The sequence below is a fragment of the Nocardia sp. NPDC050630 genome, assembly GCF_044457245.1.
In the GTDB taxonomy this organism is placed as follows: domain Bacteria; phylum Actinomycetota; class Actinomycetes; order Mycobacteriales; family Mycobacteriaceae; genus Nocardia.
In genome coordinates this window covers 984089-1001134 of sequence record NZ_JBITGN010000001.1, presented here as the reverse complement: position 1 = coordinate 1001134, position 17046 = coordinate 984089, and the positions used below count along the sequence as shown (strand labels likewise).

General features: G+C 65.1%; 17 protein-coding genes. 5 read left to right on the top strand and 12 right to left on the bottom strand.

Annotation, left to right across the window (positions count from 1 at the left end):
• Nucleotides 1–21: 21 nt before the first annotated feature.
• The 5 genes from ACIBG0_RS04430 to ACIBG0_RS04410 form a co-directional block, all read right to left on the bottom strand.
• Entirely contained in the window at nt 22–1209 is a 1188-nt protein-coding gene (locus ACIBG0_RS04430) for an ABC transporter permease (protein ID WP_397029121.1), read from the bottom strand.
• Between the two features lie 67 nt (nt 1210–1276).
• Nucleotides 1277–2155, bottom strand: coding sequence for an ABC transporter ATP-binding protein (locus ACIBG0_RS04425; RefSeq protein ID WP_397029119.1), 879 nt, complete (start codon nt 2153–2155; stop codon nt 1277–1279).
• A gap of 81 nt (nt 2156–2236) precedes the next feature.
• Nucleotides 2237–3247, bottom strand: coding sequence for an alpha/beta hydrolase (locus ACIBG0_RS04420; protein ID WP_397029117.1), 1011 nt, complete (start codon nt 3245–3247; stop codon nt 2237–2239).
• Complete coding sequence (locus ACIBG0_RS04415; RefSeq protein ID WP_397029115.1) at nt 3244–4194, bottom strand: acyl-ACP desaturase; 951 nt, start codon at nt 4192–4194, stop codon at nt 3244–3246. The genes ACIBG0_RS04420 and ACIBG0_RS04415 overlap by 4 nt, the downstream gene beginning before the upstream one ends.
• Before the next feature lie 45 nt (nt 4195–4239).
• Nucleotides 4240–5211 (bottom strand): transcriptional regulator, encoded by a 972-nt coding sequence (locus ACIBG0_RS04410; protein ID WP_397029113.1) that lies wholly within the window; start codon nt 5209–5211, stop codon nt 4240–4242.
• A 401-nt stretch (nt 5212–5612) separates the two neighbouring features.
• Here ACIBG0_RS04410 and ACIBG0_RS04405 point away from each other — a divergent pair, with 401 nt between their 5' ends.
• Nucleotides 5613–7163: an acyl-CoA carboxylase subunit beta gene (locus tag ACIBG0_RS04405; protein ID WP_397029111.1), complete on the top strand. Its 1551-nt coding sequence runs from the start codon at nt 5613–5615 to the stop codon at nt 7161–7163.
• 197 nt (nt 7164–7360) lie between these two features.
• Here the strand turns inward: ACIBG0_RS04405 and ACIBG0_RS04400 are convergent, their stop codons facing one another.
• From ACIBG0_RS04400 to ACIBG0_RS04370, 7 genes are all read right to left on the bottom strand, one after another.
• Nucleotides 7361–7969, bottom strand: a complete 609-nt coding sequence (locus ACIBG0_RS04400; RefSeq protein WP_397029109.1) for a hypothetical protein — start codon at nt 7967–7969, stop codon at nt 7361–7363.
• Nucleotides 7966–8613 carry a TetR/AcrR family transcriptional regulator gene (locus ACIBG0_RS04395; RefSeq protein WP_397029108.1) on the bottom strand — a complete coding sequence of 216 codons (648 nt, stop codon included), beginning with the start codon at nt 8611–8613 and terminating at the stop codon, nt 7966–7968. The genes ACIBG0_RS04400 and ACIBG0_RS04395 overlap by 4 nt, the downstream gene beginning before the upstream one ends.
• 56 nt (nt 8614–8669) lie before the next feature.
• On the bottom strand, nt 8670–9512 hold the full coding sequence (locus ACIBG0_RS04390) for an SAM-dependent methyltransferase (RefSeq protein ID WP_397029105.1): 843 nt from the start codon (nt 9510–9512) through the stop codon (nt 8670–8672).
• Between the two features lie 136 nt (nt 9513–9648).
• Nucleotides 9649–10590, bottom strand: a complete 942-nt coding sequence (locus ACIBG0_RS04385; protein ID WP_397029103.1) for a helix-turn-helix domain-containing protein — start codon at nt 10588–10590, stop codon at nt 9649–9651.
• A gap of 102 nt (nt 10591–10692) precedes the next feature.
• On the bottom strand, nt 10693–11721 hold the full coding sequence (locus tag ACIBG0_RS04380; protein ID WP_397030200.1) for a fused (3R)-hydroxyacyl-ACP dehydratase subunits HadA/HadB: 1029 nt from the start codon (nt 11719–11721) through the stop codon (nt 10693–10695).
• Nucleotides 11722–11818: 97 nt separating this feature from the next.
• Nucleotides 11819–13234: a lipase family protein gene (locus tag ACIBG0_RS04375; RefSeq protein ID WP_397030198.1), complete on the bottom strand. Its 1416-nt coding sequence runs from the start codon at nt 13232–13234 to the stop codon at nt 11819–11821.
• A gap of 263 nt (nt 13235–13497) precedes the next feature.
• Nucleotides 13498–14676, bottom strand: a complete 1179-nt coding sequence (locus ACIBG0_RS04370; RefSeq protein ID WP_397030196.1) for a lipase family protein — start codon at nt 14674–14676, stop codon at nt 13498–13500.
• Between the two features lie 355 nt (nt 14677–15031).
• On the opposite strand from ACIBG0_RS04370, the gene ACIBG0_RS04365 reads away from it, so the two are divergent.
• From ACIBG0_RS04365 to ACIBG0_RS04350, 4 genes are all read left to right on the top strand, one after another.
• Complete coding sequence (locus ACIBG0_RS04365) at nt 15032–15298, top strand: hypothetical protein (protein ID WP_397029101.1); 267 nt, start codon at nt 15032–15034, stop codon at nt 15296–15298.
• A 113-nt stretch (nt 15299–15411) separates the two neighbouring features.
• A complete protein-coding gene (locus ACIBG0_RS04360) occupies nt 15412–15909 on the top strand; it encodes a DUF2599 domain-containing protein (protein WP_397029099.1) in 498 nt (165 codons plus the stop codon).
• An 83-nt stretch (nt 15910–15992) separates the two neighbouring features.
• Nucleotides 15993–16688: an SDR family oxidoreductase gene (locus ACIBG0_RS04355; RefSeq protein WP_397029097.1), complete on the top strand. Its 696-nt coding sequence runs from the start codon at nt 15993–15995 to the stop codon at nt 16686–16688.
• A gap of 32 nt (nt 16689–16720) precedes the next feature.
• Entirely contained in the window at nt 16721–17023 is a 303-nt protein-coding gene (locus tag ACIBG0_RS04350) for a putative quinol monooxygenase (protein ID WP_397029096.1), read from the top strand.
• The last annotated feature ends 23 nt before the right edge of the window (nt 17024–17046 follow it).

Here is a 17046-nt window from a genome sequence, read left to right as displayed (position 1 = left end):
TACCACCGCGACGCTTCCCGGTCAGTCCTCCACCTTCAGCGCCTGTCGAATCGTCAGTCGCCCTTGGGTTTGCATCAGCGAGCGGCGATATATCTTCTCCGCGATCACGACAATGCCGTAGGTCGCGGCCGCCATGAGGGTCAGCGCTACCAGTGGTTCCCACCAGGATGCGGTGCCTTCGGCCAGGCGGGCGGGCATGGCGACAATGGACAGCACCGGCACGTAGGACGCGACAACCCGAGCGGTGCCGGACAGGAAGATACCGGTGAAGAGCACCAGCATGATCAGCAACGACAGCGGTGTCGCGGTGGACTGGATGTCCTCGCTGCGAGTCGCGAGCGAACCGGCGACCGCCCACAGACTCGCAAGAGCCAGAAAACCGACGAGGAAAAAGACGATGAACCAGCCTGCGGCACCAGCGATTTCGCTCACCTGATCACCCTTGCCGGTGAACGTCAAACCGATCAGCCCGGCGCCGACGAAGAGCGCGAGCTGTCCGAATGCCATGATCGTATTGCCGATTACCTTCCCGATCAGCAACTGCCGCAACGGAATCGCGCTGGCGAGAATTTCCACGATGCGATTCTGCTTCTCCTCGACCACGCTCTGCGCAATCGACATGCCGAACAGGAAGGAGGCCATATAGAACAAGAACGCGAAGACGAAGGAAACCACCTTCGCAAGTCCGGGATCGACAGCGGACGGGTCAAGCAGATCGTAGGCGACCGCGCTACCGCGACTCAACGCCTCCATCGACGTTCCCGCGGCGATCGCGTTGCGCTGCAACATAATCTGTCGAACAGCGGCCGTCAGGTACGTCTCGGCATTGTCGTCCTGTCCGGCCTTGCCGACCAGCCGCCACTCCCCTGATCCGGTAGGCACCAACCCGACCTCGACCGCGTCCTCGCGCACCCGCCGCTCCACGGCGGCCACATCGGGCTCGGGATGCCCGGTGAAAATGACGCGCTTATCGGCAGTTTCGGCAAGATTGTTCGCGGTCGCGATGACCTGATCGGCGCCCACACCCGCGATCGCCACCTCGACCTTGTCGGTTCGACTGCTCACGAATCCGCTGATGGCCAGTGACGCGACAATCGCCACGATCGTGATGAGGGTGGAGATCAGGACGTTCCGGTCGCGCAACTTCACCACGACCTCCCGTTCTGTGACGATCCGCCACACCCCGCGCGGCGCTGACTCCCCGCTCATGCCTCCACCTCGCTAGCGCTCGGTTCCGGCACGAGCGAGTACTCGGCTGCGTTCATCGTTCGCTCGCTCATGCCGTCACCTCCCGATAGATCTCCGCTACCGACGGCCGCACCTCGGCCAACTCTCGCACCGAACCGTGCGCCAACGCCTCGGTCAGCAATTCATCGGTGGTCGCACCGGTCAGCTCCAGAAGCACACCCGACCCATTGCGCTCGAGCACACTCACCCCGGCGAACTCATCGAGCCACCCGGATTCCCCGCCGAGTACCAACCGGTAGCGCGTCCCACCCGCCGCACGCAACTGCTCCACCGCGCCCTGCCCGACCACCCGACCGGCCGCCAGGATCACCAACTGATCGCACAACCGCTCGACCAGATCGAGTTGATGCGAGGAGAACAGCACCGGCACCCCCTGCGCCGCATACTCCCGCAGCAGTTCCGCCATCGAATCGACGGCAACCGGATCCAGACCGGAGAAGGGCTCATCGAGTATCAGCACATCCGGTTCCGCGATCACCGCCGCCGCGATCTGCACCCGCTGCTGATTACCGAGCGACAGCGACTCCAGCTTGTCCTTTCCCCGGTCCCCGAGAGCGAACCGATCCAGCAGTTCGCCCGCATGGTTCTTGGCAGCGGCGGTGGATTGTCCGCGCAGCCGCGCGAGGTAGACGAGCTGATCGAGCACCGGCTGTTTCGGATACAGGCCGCGCTCCTCGGGCATATAACCGAACGAACGTCGATCCGCGACGGTCACCGGTCGCCCCTGCCAGCGGACCTCTCCACCGTGAATCGCCAAAACCCCCATGATCATTCGCATCGTGGTGGTCTTGCCCGCGCCATTGGCGCCGACGAATCCGGTCAGTGCCCCCGGCAGCACTGGAAACGACACGTCGTCTACCGCTACCTTGTCCCCGAACCGGCGCACCAGGTGCGCGACCTCGAGCATCGAATCTCCCCTCCGTCGATTTGCCCCAACCCTACCGACGCGACACACCGAGGCAAGCCTCACCGGCCGAGGACGCGCGCATCAGTGCGGGTCGGGCAGGCCGAGCGCCGGTGCGAGCACGCGCCAGGCCCGCGGCAGTTGGGCCTCGAAATCGGGCCAGGTGTGCATGCCTGTCGGGGCGTAATCGACGGTGGCCGGGATATTGAGCTCGGCCAGTCGTGCGGCGAAGCGTTCGGTACACGAGCGCGCACCGGCCTCGAGGGCCAGACCACCGCCCGCCGTCTTCAAGGCTTCGACGAGGTCCGAGGAGTGCGATACCGCGACGAGGTCGGCGTCGGTCGGCAGGCCGCTCGCCGCGGACAGGTAGATCGTGGTGCCGCGCAGCTGTGGAGCGCCGAGCAGGCTGTCATGCGCATTCCACTCCGGCGATCCGGGCGGGCCCCAGAGGTTTTCGACATTGCCACCGCGCGACGCGACGGTAATCGTGGTGACCGCACGACCGAGATCGTCTGCGGTGGAATAACATCCACTCATCCCCGCGACCGCGCGATACCGGCCAGGATACCGCTGGGCCAGCATCATGGCCGCCTGCGCCCCCATCGACACACCCGCAATCGCCCGGCGCCCATCGGTTTTCAGATACGATTCGATAATCGGCGGCAGTTCATCGGTGAGAAAGGTTTCCCACCGATTGAGTCCGAGCGTGGCGTCGCGGCGCATCCAGTCGCTGTACATGCTTCCAGTGCCGCCGCTGGTCAACACCACATCGACCGGCTTGTCCGCGAAGAACTCCGCCGCACGCCCCTTGGTCAGCCATCCGGAGACCGCCTCGCCGTCGACGCCATCGAGCAAATACAGCAATGGACGCGGTCCGGAACCGCTCCCGCGCAGCACATCCACCGTAATGACCCGGCGCATGGCGGCCGAGGCGACGGCGAAACGTTCGTGGCGCGGCCCGACCGTCTCGATGCTGATCGTTCCGGTCCGTGTCATGGCCGGATCAATGGGGGGCGGATCCGCGAGTGCGGGCACGGACGCCAGCACGGCGATGAGGGCCATCGCCGTCGCGGTGATCGGTGCTCGAAGACTCATAGTACGACGGCGGCTCGCTCTGCCTGTCTGGCCGCCGCGCGGTCGCGCTGCTCCTCGAAACGTGTTGCCTTGACTTCCAACTCGTCGAGGAAGGCGCCGAGCTCGTCGCGAGCGCGCTCGCCGTCGTCGGAAAGATCGGTGCGTTCGAAGACATTCCAGGCGCGCAACACCGGACGCAGCACGACATCCAGGTGCTGACGTAAGTCGTAGATGCCGTTCTTGGCCAGCACCACCGCATTTCGCCGGAAGTTGGGCTGGGTCAGTCCGGGCATCTGGAACCGCGTGACGATATCGGTGATCGCACGCAGGGCTTCGTCGGGTGCGAGGTCGAGGGCGGCGGCACTGAGGTTGCGGTAGAAGATCATATGCAGGTTCTCGTCGGCGGCAATCCGTTGCAGCATACGCTCGGCGATGGGCTCATTACAGGCCGCACCGGTATTTCTGTGACTTATTCTGGTCGCCAGTTCCTGCAGTGTCACATATGCGACCGAGCGCAGGAACTGCGGCCCCTTCTCCGGTTTCGCGACACCCAATGTCATATGCGCCATTCTGGCCTGCTCGAGGGCCACCGGGTCCACCGCGCGGGTGACCACCAGATAATCGCGCATGACGATCGCATGCCGATTTTCCTCCGCGGTCCAGCGCCCGACCCAAGTGCCCCAGACACCATCCAGTGAGAACGACTCCGAGATCTCTCGGTGATAGGAGGGCAGATTGTCCTCGGTGAGCAGGTTGGTCACCATGGCGGTCCGCGCGACCTCCGACAGTTTCGATTGTTCCGGATCCCAGTCGATACCGCCCATGGCCGCGAAATTCCGGCCGTCGTCCCATGGCACATAATCGTGCGGATTCCATGCCTTGGCCTTGCGCAGATGCTCGTCGAGCTGACGTTCGGCGACGGGCTCCAGTTCGCGCAGAATATCGAGATCGGTCAACGCGGTCGTCACACGTGCTCCTTTTGTTCACCCCGAATCGAAGATAGGTGGACCAGTTCAGGCCGAACGAGTGATTCGTCGATCATTGGGTGAGGTGACGACAGGCCGCCGACCAGGCTGGAAGCCGTCACAACCCGGCAGGTCGGCCAGCCGGTAGAGTCCCGCCGGGCGCCCCTCGGCGAGGACTCGGGCGAGCAGTTCCTGCGCCGACCCGGCCAATTCGGGAATCCGGGCGGTCTCGCCGGAGGCCACCACCGCGGTCAGCGGCACCTCGGCGGCCTCGCTGACCAACTCGAGTACATCCGGAGTGAGCGCGAGCGGTGTCATCGCGGATATCTCGTCGATCGGCACCAGGACCGTGCCGCCGTCATCGGACAGCAGCGACAGCGCTCGGGAGCCGAGCGGCATCGCCAGCGCGGCCTGGACCCGGCGCAGCTTGCGGCGGGCCGCGGACGTAGCACCGAGTCCGGGTCTTCGCTCGTCTGGATGTGCGGGAATCGCGAGGGCGACCACCTGGTACGACGCGGCGACGCTGATACCGGCGCGCCCGGCCAGCCGAGCGACGCCATACCCGCTGAGCAGCGCCGATACCAGCGTCTGCGCGGCGGTCTGCTGTTCCCGAGCGACTTGGCGGTGTTCGTCCAGATAAGCCGTCGACGTCGCCCTGGTCACCATTTCCAGCACGCGCACGATCAATCCCGCCGCGGCCGCCACCTCATCGGCATCCTCGTCCGCCGCCTGTTCGGCGAGAAATTCCAGCCCGACGCGCACGCCGTCGTGATAGGCGTTCAGCACGGTTTCCAGCGCTACCCCCTCGCGCGCCCACCGCGCGGCTGATCCGGTAATCACCGCCGGCTGCTCGGCAACCGCAGCCAACTGCGCTTCGAGTACTTGCGCGGCCTCGGCCAGACATGTGCGCGTGATAGTACCGAGATCTCCGCGCTGCGGGCGCTCGGCTTGAAAAGTCAAATATTCGACCAGTTTCGATTCCAGGCTCTTACTGCCCGAATCAGCCTGTTTGCCAACCATGACTCCGAAAGGCTAGTGGTGATCGGACCGAAAATCGCATACCTGCTCCTTCAATTAGGAAAGTCATCACCCCGGGCCGGCCACCTTGGACGAAATCACAAGCGGCGGAGCGATTCTCGATCGCATATTTCCGGTGGTTCGAATGATCGGATATGGTCGGGTGAGACCGGAGTACACCCGGGGGACACTGACGTCGGTGCGCCACCCCCTACGACGGCTGTAACGCCTGGCAAGGATCCACCGACGGCACTCGAGGACGGCAAACCAAACCGGTGAGCTGTCCCATGACTGAATTGGAATCCCTGTGCTGCGGGTCGTGCGCCCGATAGCATCGAGCGCCTTGTACCGTTCGGTGAACCCGGACGGTACAAGCGACGAGTCGAAGGATGGCATAAGACCATATGAGCGGCACGCGAGAAAAGCTGGAGGAACTCCGGGACATCCTGGAGCTCGCCGAGGAACCCGCTGGCGAGACCGGTATCGCGAAACGCAAGACCAAGGGGATACCGAGTGCGCGCGAGCGCGTGCGCATGCTGCTGGACCAGGGCTCCTTCGTGGAGATGGGCGCACTGGTGCGCCAGCCGGGCAGCACCAACGGCATGTACGGCGACGGTGTGGTCACCGGCCGCGGCTACATCGACGGCCGACCGGTGGTCGTCATCGCCCACGACCAGACCGTGCACGGCGGTTCGGTCGGCGAGATGTTCGGCCGTAAGGTCGCCGCAGCAATGGAATTCGCGCAGGAGAACGCCTGCCCGGTGGTGTCGATCAACGATTCCGGCGGCGCCCGCATCCAGGAGGCGGTGACCTCCCTGGCCTGGTACGCGCTGATGTGCCGACGCCAGGAGGATCTGTCCGGCTTCGTGCCGATGGTCGCGGTCATGCTCGGCAAATGCGCGGCCGGTTCGGTATACGGCCCGATCAATATGGATGTGCTGGTCGCGACCGAGAAGTCGTATATGTTCGTCACCGGCCCGGAGGTGATCAAGGGCGTGACGGGCGAGGTGGTCAGCGCCGACGATCTCGGCGGCGCCGCAGCCCTGCAGGCCAACGGCACGGTGCACCATGTCGCCGCCGACGAGCAGGCCGCCTTCGACTGGGTCCGCAACTATCTGAGCTATCTGCCGTCGAGCTGCCTCGAACAGGCTCCTGTGGTGAATCCGGGCCTGGAGCCGGAGACCACCGCCCATGACATCGAGCTGAACTCGATCATTCCGGATTCCGATCGGTCCGGTTACGACATGCACGAGGTGCTACTGCGCATCTTCGACGACGGCGATTTCCACGAGATCAGCGCTGGTACCGCCCAGAACCTGATCACCGGATTCGCCAGGGTCGACGGTCGCAGTGTGGGCGTGGTGGCCAATCAGCCGCAGATACTGGGCGGCGCGCTGGATGGATTGTGCTCGGATAAGGCGGCCTATTTCATCCGGCTGTGCGATGCCTTCGGCCTGCCGCTGATCTTCGTCGTCGACACTCCCGGTGTATTGCCCGGCCTCGAAGAGGAACGCAACGGCGTCATCAAGCGCGGCGGCCGGTTCTTCCGCGCGGTGATCGAGGCCACCGTGCCGATCGTCTCGATCGTGACGCGCAAGGCCTACGGCGGCGGCTACGCGGTGATGGGCTGCAAACCGCTGGGCGCTGACCTGGCCCTGGCGTGGCCCACCGCACAGATCGCGGTCATGGGCGCCGAGAGCATGGTCGGCATCATCGGCCGCAGGCAGCTGGAGGCGACCCCGCCCGAGCAGCGCGCCACCGTGCGCCAGCAGATGATCGATTTCTACAACGCCACCGTGGCCACCCCCTGGACCGCCGCCGAGCGCGGTTACATCGATGCCGTGGTCGAGCCTTCGCAGACTCGACTGGAGATCCGCAAGGCGCTGCGCCTGCTGCGGGAGAAAGGCGCGGTCAGGAAGCACAACCCGCGCAAGCACAGCCTCTTCCCGGTTTAGGCCCGGTTTGTGTTGTGTCACAGCGCGAACGGCCATCGGTCGTGTGATATCCGAGGCTGATTCGCACGCCGTGCGGCGATAGCGCTGTGCCCTAACGTCATCGGTGCCCGACCTGTTTCGCCGCACGAGCGCCGAACATGCGGCGTGCCCACCGAAGTGTCCCTACCCGCTCCGAGTGGGCACGCCGCACTCGCGCACTAGGCTTGATCCGGACGCGTCCCGTGGTTGCCCCACATGCGTTCCACCGTGGCCCATTCGGACTCCCACAACCGGGCCCTGCGCCGATCGAGCGCGCGGCGCAGCAGCGCATAGCCGCAGCCGAAGCAGACCGCGATCCCGAAGACCATGCCGGTAGTAATCAGCAATGCCTTGCTCAGTGCCCGGGTATCCGACGGCGGCTCGGCGACCTTGCCGGAGCCATCGAGCCAAATCTTCACGGTCGCACCGGCTTTCATTACTCCGGTGGCCTGGTAGTCACTGGTATGCGTGACACCGTCGGCGTCGCGCCATTGCACCCGAGCCGGGGTGATCGGCGCGTAGAGCGGCGCCTTTCCGACCTCGATCACCGTCGCGTCGACCTCGTGCAACCGCGCCGCTTCGGCCCGCGCGATGCGGTCTTCGGTCTGATAGATCCGGCCGCCGACCGCCATCGACAGCAGCGGAGCGATGATCAGGAACAACAGCGTGAGTACCGCGGCGACCGCCAGTTGCAGGCGATCCTCACGGCGACGCATCGGATTTCGATCCAAGCCGACCCTACGACAGGTGCGGCGGACGACGCTCGGTGATCCGGTTGCTGCGGTCATGACGATGACACCTCGCTCTGGAATTCAGCTGTCAGCCCGTGAAGGGTGTCGAAGAATGTGTCGATGAGATCGGGCAATCCGTCGGTGTCGGTGCCCGCGCCCCAGACTTGCAGGGCGGCGATGAGCAGTCCGGTCCCAGCCGCGACGGCTGCCTCTGGCCGCCGGTCAACCGCGGGATCGACACCGAGTCTGGCGGCGATGATCCGGACGGATTCGCGCTGACCGTCGAGTCGGATGCGCTGATAGCCCGCGGCCAGCGTCGGTTCGGCCTCGAAGCGCTGGAACAGCGCCCAGCGGCGGGCCAAGCGCGCCGCCTTCGGACCGGTATGTTCGGCGGCCAGCCAGTCGTGCAGGGCATTGCGGTAGGCGACCAGCGGCGACTCGTCTGCCGGGCGGCGGCACAGCGCTTCGTTGAACAGGTGCACGTCCTGGTCGATTTCGCCGAGTACGGCATCCTCGATGGACGAGAAATGACGACTGAAGGTTCGCCGCGTGACCCCGGCGCGCTCAGCGATGTCCTCGACAGCCACCGATCCCAACCCTCGCTCATTGAGCAGGTCGAATGCGGCGCGCGACATTGCCGCGCGGCTGCGGAGCGTACGCAGCCGACGGCCGTCGAGGTCGACTTCGTCGTCGATACCCATATCGCGCAGTCTACTCCCTATTGTCCCATCGAGACATTAGTTCGGTGTGATTCGCGTCAGGGCTTGCGTGCCAGTCCGGTGACGATGAGCTGCTCCCAGACGGTGAGCTCACGGTGGCCGGTACCGACCGATGCCGCGTCGCCCGCGGGCGCATCTGGTCGCCACTGCGCCGACGGGACGATATCGGGTTCGAGGACTTCCAGGTCACCGAAAAGCCCGCGAATCTCCTCGATATCTCGCCACCGGCCGCGCCCGAAGGTGGACTGGAGTTTCTGTTCGGCGGCCGTGGTCTCGGAATTGTGGCCGGAGCGGAAGTGGGTGATGAATACCTGACTGCCGGATGGAACGTGGTCATTCCAGAAGCGCACCACGGCCGCCGGATCCTCGTCGTCATTGAAGTGGTGCAGGATCGAACTGAAGATGACGCCGACAGGCTGGTCGAAATCGATCAGTCGCGCAATGTCGGGATGATCGCGGATCGACTTGGGATCACGGGCGTCCGCCTGGATCACCGTGGTGTTCTTATCGGTGGCCAGCAGTGCGCGGCCGTGTGCGAGCACGATCGGATCGCTGTCGACGTAGACGACCCGGGCGTCGGCGGCGTGCCGCTTCGCGACCTGATGCACATTGTCGGCGGTCGGCAGGCCGCTGCCGAAGTCGATGAACTGCCGCATACCGGCGCGGGCCATATCGCGCACCCCGCGGATCAGCGCCTGCCTGCTGGTGAAGGCGATCGCCACCGAACCAGGGAGGTTCACCTTGAAGTGATCACCGACCTCCTGGTCGACGAGGTAGTTGTCCTTACCGCCGAGCAAATAGTCATACACCCTGGCGATACTCGGTTTGCTCTGATCGATCTCCCAGTCGAGCCGAGTTGGGGGCGCGGCATCGTCGGTCATTGTCAACACCTTCGTCCACGGGACGTGTGCGGCTTCTATCGTATGAGAACCGACATCAGACGGTAGGCACTTGACCAACCCGGCGTCGCATCGCACCACGCCGAGTCCGATTGTTCCGCTTATTGTTTTCGGCGTATCACCGCGAATCGCCAGGCACGGCCGGATGATCGAGCGTCTCCGGATGCCGTTCGCACAGAGCGCGCAGCAATCCAGGGGTGTACTCCGGTGGCGCGGCATGGACCGATAGTTGGTTGGCCACCGCGCGATAGGCGTCGAGGTCGGCGGTCTTGTCCAGATAGAGCGCACTGGTGAGTTGCTGCAGATAGACGATGTCGGGGAGATCGGCTTCGGCGAAGCGCAACATGGTGAACGCACCATCTGCCAACGCCGGACCACCGACGTGATCGGGCAACACCTGCACGGTGATATGCGGCTCCTCGGCGATGCGCAGCAAATGCTCGAGCTGGGCCCGCCACACCGTCGAGCCACCGATGGGCCGACGCAGCGCCGGTTCCTCGACGATCAGCCACAGCTGCGGCGGATGCGGGCGACGCAAGATCTCTTGACGGCGCAACCGCAGCGCGACCCGCCGCGCGATCGCCTCCGCCGATTCGGCCGGATGGGCCATCGACAGCAATGCCCGCGCGTAGTCCGCGGTCTGCAGCAGTTCCGGCACCGCCCTCGGCTCGTAGCCGCGGATCAGTTTGGCGGCCTGCTCGAGTCCGAGATAGGTGTCGAACCACTTCGGCAACCAGTCGCTGTCGCGATGCCACCAGCCCGAGGCATTGGCCTGATGCGCGAGCTCCGTGAACTCCTCGCGCTCTTCGGGGTCGGTGACCCCGTAGAGCGTAAGCAGATCGAGCAGATCGCGTTCCCGAAACCCGGTGCGGCCCAATTCCAGTCGGCTGATCTTGGAATGCGAACCGCGGATCGCCTCACCCGCATCCTCGCGGGAGATGTCACAGGCCTCGCGCAGCCGTCGCATCCGACTGCCGAGCATCATCCGCAGCACGGTCGGCCCGCCGTCGGCAGCAGGGTCCTTGCCTGAAAATGAATGTCGCACTTGCGAAGCACGCATTCGATGAGTCTGCCATGACATAGCCGCAACCTACTAGAACCAAAATGCCTCATTTCCAGAAGCATTCGTACATCTGCGACGACATTGCGGAACTTATTCGGTTCAGCGCAGCAGCACCTGGGCTGTTGCCCGGCCGAACAGCTTGCGACCCTCCGAGCTCGCGGTGAGTGCGATGGTCGCCGCGCGGCGGTGCGGATCCAACGCCTTGACCCGCCCGCGGAATTCGATCTCGCACTGCCGGATCGCCGAGACGGGGGCGAATCCGGCGAACCGCACACCATATTCGCTGATCGCGGCCGGATCGCCGAGCCAGTCGGTGAGATAGCTCGCACCAAGACCCATGGTCAGCAGGCCATGCGAGACCACACCGGGCAGTCCCGCGGCGACCGCGACATGCTCGCTGAAATGAATCGGATTCGAATCACCCGATACCCCGGCATAATTCACCAGATCACCGCGCGAGAGCGGCACGACGCGGGCAGGCAGTTCGGTACCGATCCGCAGCTCGCCGAACGCCAACCCGCGCGGCACGCGCACCGGGGCCTCGTCCACACCACCATCGGGCAACACCTCGTCGAAGCATTCGATCATGCCGCCGTCGAACGGTGGCCCTGCCGAGCGCCGGGTCGCGTCCCGCCGGTGGGACAACGCCTCACCGCTCATGATGACGCCGTCGACCGCGGTGACCAGATCGGTGGCCACTTCGGCATCGGTGCGGGCAACCACGGTCGTGTGCGCTGTTTGCAGCAGTTCCTTGTACTGGTTGGTCAGCACATTTCGGATGACCATGAAGTCCATATCGCTGACCTGCCGGAACGATTCGACATAGGAGTCACAGCGCAGTTGATCACCGACGACGAGCGGCCGGTGCGCCCGGATGCGCTGCTCGGTCTGCAGCACCTGACTGATGTCATAACCGGTCAGCACCGAATCGAACATCCTGCGCTGGAGCAGCGGCCAGATGATCGAGGAGAAGGTGGGCGGTGCGACGAGCCCGTCGTAGCCGAGTTCCCACGCCGCGTCTTCATGCCAATGTGCGCGATGGCGGCCGCGAACCGCACGGGCGAATTCGCGAATCTTCTCCCGCCCGACCTCATAATGGTCGGACATCCGATAATGGCGCCCCACCATCGCGCTGGCCTGCTTGGATCCACTCGAGAACGTCACATGTCATACATCGCGACCCCCACACGGCATGCAACACTAATAGCAGGTCGCCATAAGTCTCTTAACATTCATCGGGCGCGGGCGCACCCTGCAAGCGCTGATCCAGCCAGGTCATCGCCTCTGGATAGCCGAGTGCCCCGGCGATGATGTGTTCACCGAGGACGCTGCGATACACCGCCGAGACGCCGAGGCCACACTGCTCCTGGTAGAGGTTGCGCGCACCCTCGGCCGGAATCCAGAATTCCTGCTCACCGTTGTAGATGTAGAGGGGTGTCGCGGACTTCATCCCGGTCATCCGCGTCACGTCATAGATCTCGGTGGCGACCTCGGAGTGCAGCGGATCCGGAATCCTGGCAGCGACATCGATCGGCAGCATCAGCAACCCGACCGCACCGAATACGCTGCCGCACAGATCTTTCAGGGGTGACGTCGCCGCCCACTGCGCCAGGTTGTTCATGCTGGCCAGGATCTGCGGGCGCTCCCGGCCGACACCGAAGGTCGCGGCCAGGAAGACCCCCGAGGCGAGGTTGCCGTTCATGCTGCGCCCGAGGATTTCGTAGTCGGCGGGCACACCACCGAGCGCGGCACCGACAATCGATCCGGCCAATTCCGGCGCGTAGCTGTCGATCAGCTGCACCGCGCCCTTGGTGGCGATGGCGCCGCCGGAGTAGCCGGTCATACCGAATCTGCTGTCGCCGAATTCATCGGGACGCAATCCGCGCACCGCGCGAATGGCATCGAGCACGGCATGTCCGGCGACGTAGGGCTCCGCGTAGGCCATCCACGGTCCCTCGTGGTCCGGAATCAGCACCGCGTACCCGCGCAGTGCCGCCAATTGCGTTGTGGGCGGTAGGAAGTCGGTGATGTTCGTATTGCGTGACCAGCCGTGCGAGAAGGTGTAGCTCGGCGTGCAGTCCCGCCCGAGCGCGTCGATCGGCAAGTTGTTCACCACGACTGGTCGGCTCCCCGGACCGGGCCATGCGGTGGCCGGAATGATCAGTGTCGCGGTGGCATACGAGGCAGCACCCTGCGAATCGGTGGTGCGGTATTTCAGCAGCAGCGCCTGCCGCATCGGCACCAGCACCAGCGGCGCGGCCGTCGCGCTGATATCGCGCACCTCGACGAGCTCACCCGGCACGTACTCGTCCAGATCCGCCGGCCATGCGTCGAAGATCGGGTCACCGACGGCGCTCGGCGCCGAGGCTTGACGCAGGGCGGCCAGCGCCGGGGTCAAGGTGGTGGCCTCCTGCATCGGACCCGAAAGATGCGGCCCCGCAGCGATCGGTGGCGGCGGGATGACACCATCGATCCACTGCTGCAGATCCGGCAGTATCGAAGCGGCATCGGTCGGAATCGGCAATGCGGGCAGGCCGGGGATCGCGGGCGGGGCCGGTTCGGGCGGTTCGGCCGCCGCCTTCCCCATCGCGGCCGGACACACCAGCAACAGCGCGAATACGATGACACGCAGACAGCTCATTGACACACGCCCCAGGGTGCAACGTCGGGTTTCCCTGGCGCCCGGGGTTTATGGTGCCTTCGACGCCCGAAATGCCCCTGAGTACCGAGGCCAGGAAGTCAGGCTAGCCGAGACGACTCGTGCGGATACCCAGCCGTGCCCGAGTTGTGTGTGTCACGTCGCCGAATCGCAACAATCCAATCTGAATCCGCTTGTCCAGCACTATGGATCCGGCTCGGTCGCGATCCGGCATCCGCCGGATCGCACCAGTTTATTTGTGCTCGTTAACAGTTGCTCGGCGCGACCTCCCCTCGGAATCGCGCGTCCAACCAGTTCAGCGCCGCCGGAATGCCCAGGACCGCGGCGGTGAGATGATCGGGTACCGGGATCTGCTCGGACTGTATCCGTGCCCCGGCCGCGCACCAGCGCTTATCGGTATTCACCACCGCATCGACGGGAATGAGTCCATCGATCGGCGAATGCCATTCGAAGATCGGCGTTTTCGGCACGCCGTCGTAGAGTTCGAGGCTGTTCTCCTCGACCACCGCGCGTGCGGTGGCGTCGTTGATCATCGAGGTGGACTTCGCGAAGTCCAGTGCCCCGCGCCCCGCGCCCGTGGCCAGGATGTCATTGGTGCAACTGTTGGCGATCGCGGCCCGGGCGGCGAGTCCACGCTCGTTGAGTTGGTCGCTGAGCGGGAAGCGGTCCGGATACTCCCGCTCCAGGCCGAGTCCCGCAGCCAGGGCGAGTCCGAAGACGGGATGGGAGTTGAGACCAAGGGTCTCCAGCATGGTCACCAGGTTCATCGGCACACCTCCCATCGCGGCTCCGGCGATCTCCAGATCCGGTGCGTACTTCGGCGCCAGCGCGGCCGCCCATGCGGTGGCCATGCCGCCACCGGAATACCCGATCATCGATACCGGGCTCTGCTGCACCTGCAATGGGGCGACCTGCTTCACCGCGCGGATACCGTCGAGGGTGATCATGCCGCCCAATTTGGCCGCACCGTAAGCGAAATTCGGACCGAGGTGATCCGGCAGCGCGACACTCCAGCCGCGCGAGAGCAGCACATTCCAGCCCGGCGCCTCCCGGACGATGAGGTTCGGATCGCCGGTGTAGAGCACCCGCGATACCGAGCACTCGGCGCCGAGCCCGTTGATGATGTGCTGGTAGGAGAGCAATGGGCCGTCTGGGGCGTGCGACTTCGGAGTGAGCACCGTGGTGGTCGCCGCGATCGGCTGACCTTCGGAGCTGGTGGAGCGGAAGCGTACGACGGTCACGGTGGTATCCGGGAAGATCGCCAGCGGCGGCATCACCCGCGTCGCGATCACATCACCGGGTTTCTTATCCGCCAGATCGGACGGGGTCGCGTAGAAGGGGTCGGGATCGGGGGTGGGATACAGCGGTGTGGTGTGGGCGGCGCCTGCCGTCGCCGTCAGCACCATCAGCAGACCGACCGCCATGGCCAGCGACTGTTTTGCGGTCACTCGAAGCACGCTGCGGAGTGCGCGAATCGGTCTACGTGGGGCCTGTCTCATCGACGTATTGCCTCCGGGAGAGAGTTTGGTCCAACGTTGCGAACATAGTCGACCGCGATTGTCGCGAAGGCAAAGGGCAAGCGAAATGTTTTGAGAAATCACAACTCTCGGATGCTCGAACCGTGGTCGAGGGTCCGGCGCCTTCGTGACTGTCTCCGATCGCGAGGTGTCGTATCTGTGACATGTCCAGCCGATCGGCCGGACCATGTGCGACACCCTGGTGCGCGACTTAGCGTCACACCTATCGACGCGGCGAGTCGGGTCGGAAGGAGACGGTGGCATGGACGGCACTGTGAAAACTGGAACGGATTCCCCCGAGCGCAACTCGGTGTATCCAATGGATATCCAGGATCCACCGACGCGACGGGTCACCGTCTACTTCGACGGTCCGACTCCCGAGGACGCGCTCGTGCTCGAGTACGCCGCCACCAGAACCGAGGCCTGGGAATTCACCTCCGCCGCGGTCAACGCCGGACTTACCGTGACGGTCGACAGCAGGGTACGACCGGGGCTGCGCCGTCTGCCGTGCCGCTCGCTGTGGCACTGACGGCGGCCGCGGCACCGCTGCGGTAAACCACCGGGCGGCCTTCCCGGTATGACTGTTGCGCCGCCGCATGATGACTACTCTCGGATGGTGGACACCATGCGGGAGGATCGACGTTGACCCAGCGGACTACCGAACGGGCACGGTGGGGCGCCGTGCTGCTGTGCTGCGGCGCGCTGGTCGCGGCCGTCGCGGCATGCGGCTCCGACGAGACACCGTCGGCCGCAGCGACGACTACTACGACGACGGCCGCACCGGCATCCAGCACCCCTCTTGCCGCATTTCCCAGCGTCGATCCCTACGCCGGTATGCCGCTCATCGATCACACCACCTGGACCGACGGCGTCGACGGTCCACGTCTGCTGGTCTACCCCACCGAGGCGGGGCGGCGCGAGGCCTTCCCGAACACCGAGGGACGGGCGTGGCAGGAGGTACTCACGCAGTCCCCCGATGCCGATACACCCGGCATGCGCGACCAGTTCGTCTGTCACTGGGTCTGGGCCCGCATGGTGCAGCCCGATAAGGAGAGCTGGAATCTGGAACCCTGGCGTCCGGTAGTCGGCTATCAGGCCACCGTCCAGGCATCGTGTAACCCCGGAGGACCCGAACGCTGACCATTTCGAGCGACCTGCAACCAATCGCTGCTGACCATTTCGAGCGACCTGCAAGCAATCGCTACGGCCCCGAAAGGACCCATATGCGCGTCGTCATCGCAGGCGGACACGGAAAGATCGCACTACTGCTCGGCGAAATACTGACCGGGCGCGGCGACGAGGTCGACAGCCTCATCCGCAATGCCGACCATGCGGACGAGGTCGCGGCCACCGGCGCACGACCGGTCGTCTTCGATCTCGAGCACAGTACGGCGGCCGAGCTCGCCGCCGTCGTAAAGGGTTGCGACGCTGTGATTTTCGCCGCGGGCGCCGGGGCGGGCAGCGGGGCGGCCCGCAAGTACACCGTGGACAAGGGTGGTTCGGTGCTGTTGGCCGATGCCGCCGAAGCGGCCGGTGTCCGACGGTTCGTGCAGATCTCGACCATGGGCGCGGGTAAGCCGCCCGCACCGGGCACCGATGAGGTCTGGGCCGCCTATATCGACGCCAAGACCCAGGCCGAGGACGATCTGCGCGCCCGCGATCTCGATTGGACGATCCTGCGCCCCGGCCGGCTGCTCGATACCGCCGCGACCGACCGGGTACTGCTGAGCACGCCACCCCTACCCTTCGGCAGCATCGCCCGTGCCGACGTCGCCGCCGTTCTCGCCGAAATTCTGCCCGCGCCGCATACCGCGCGCACCACTCTGGAGCTCGTCGCAGGCGACATTTCCGTAACGCGTGCGGTCTCGGATATCGGTAGCCAGCCGGTCGCCGAAGGCGGTGCCGCACTTACCGATTGATATTTTTCGCCGCTAGATTGGAGAACATAACCGTGTTCAGCCGTATCACTTCCCTGAAGCTGCGACCCGGATCCCGCGGTGAATTCCTCGATGTGGTCAGCCGCAGTGCCGCCGCATCGGTGCGCGAAGAGCCCGGTTGCCTGCGATTCGATGTGTGCGCCGACCGAGTTGATCCGCACCGGTTTTTCCTCTACCAGGTCTATATCGATGAGGAGGCCGCCGAAGCGCACCGATTTACCGAGCATTTCCTGGCCTGGCGCGGCGCGGCCGACCGCTATGTGGAGCCGGGCACTCAGGTTCACTACAGCACCGATGTGGTGGTCAATGCGAAATGATCGCGCCGAATTCGCTACGCATC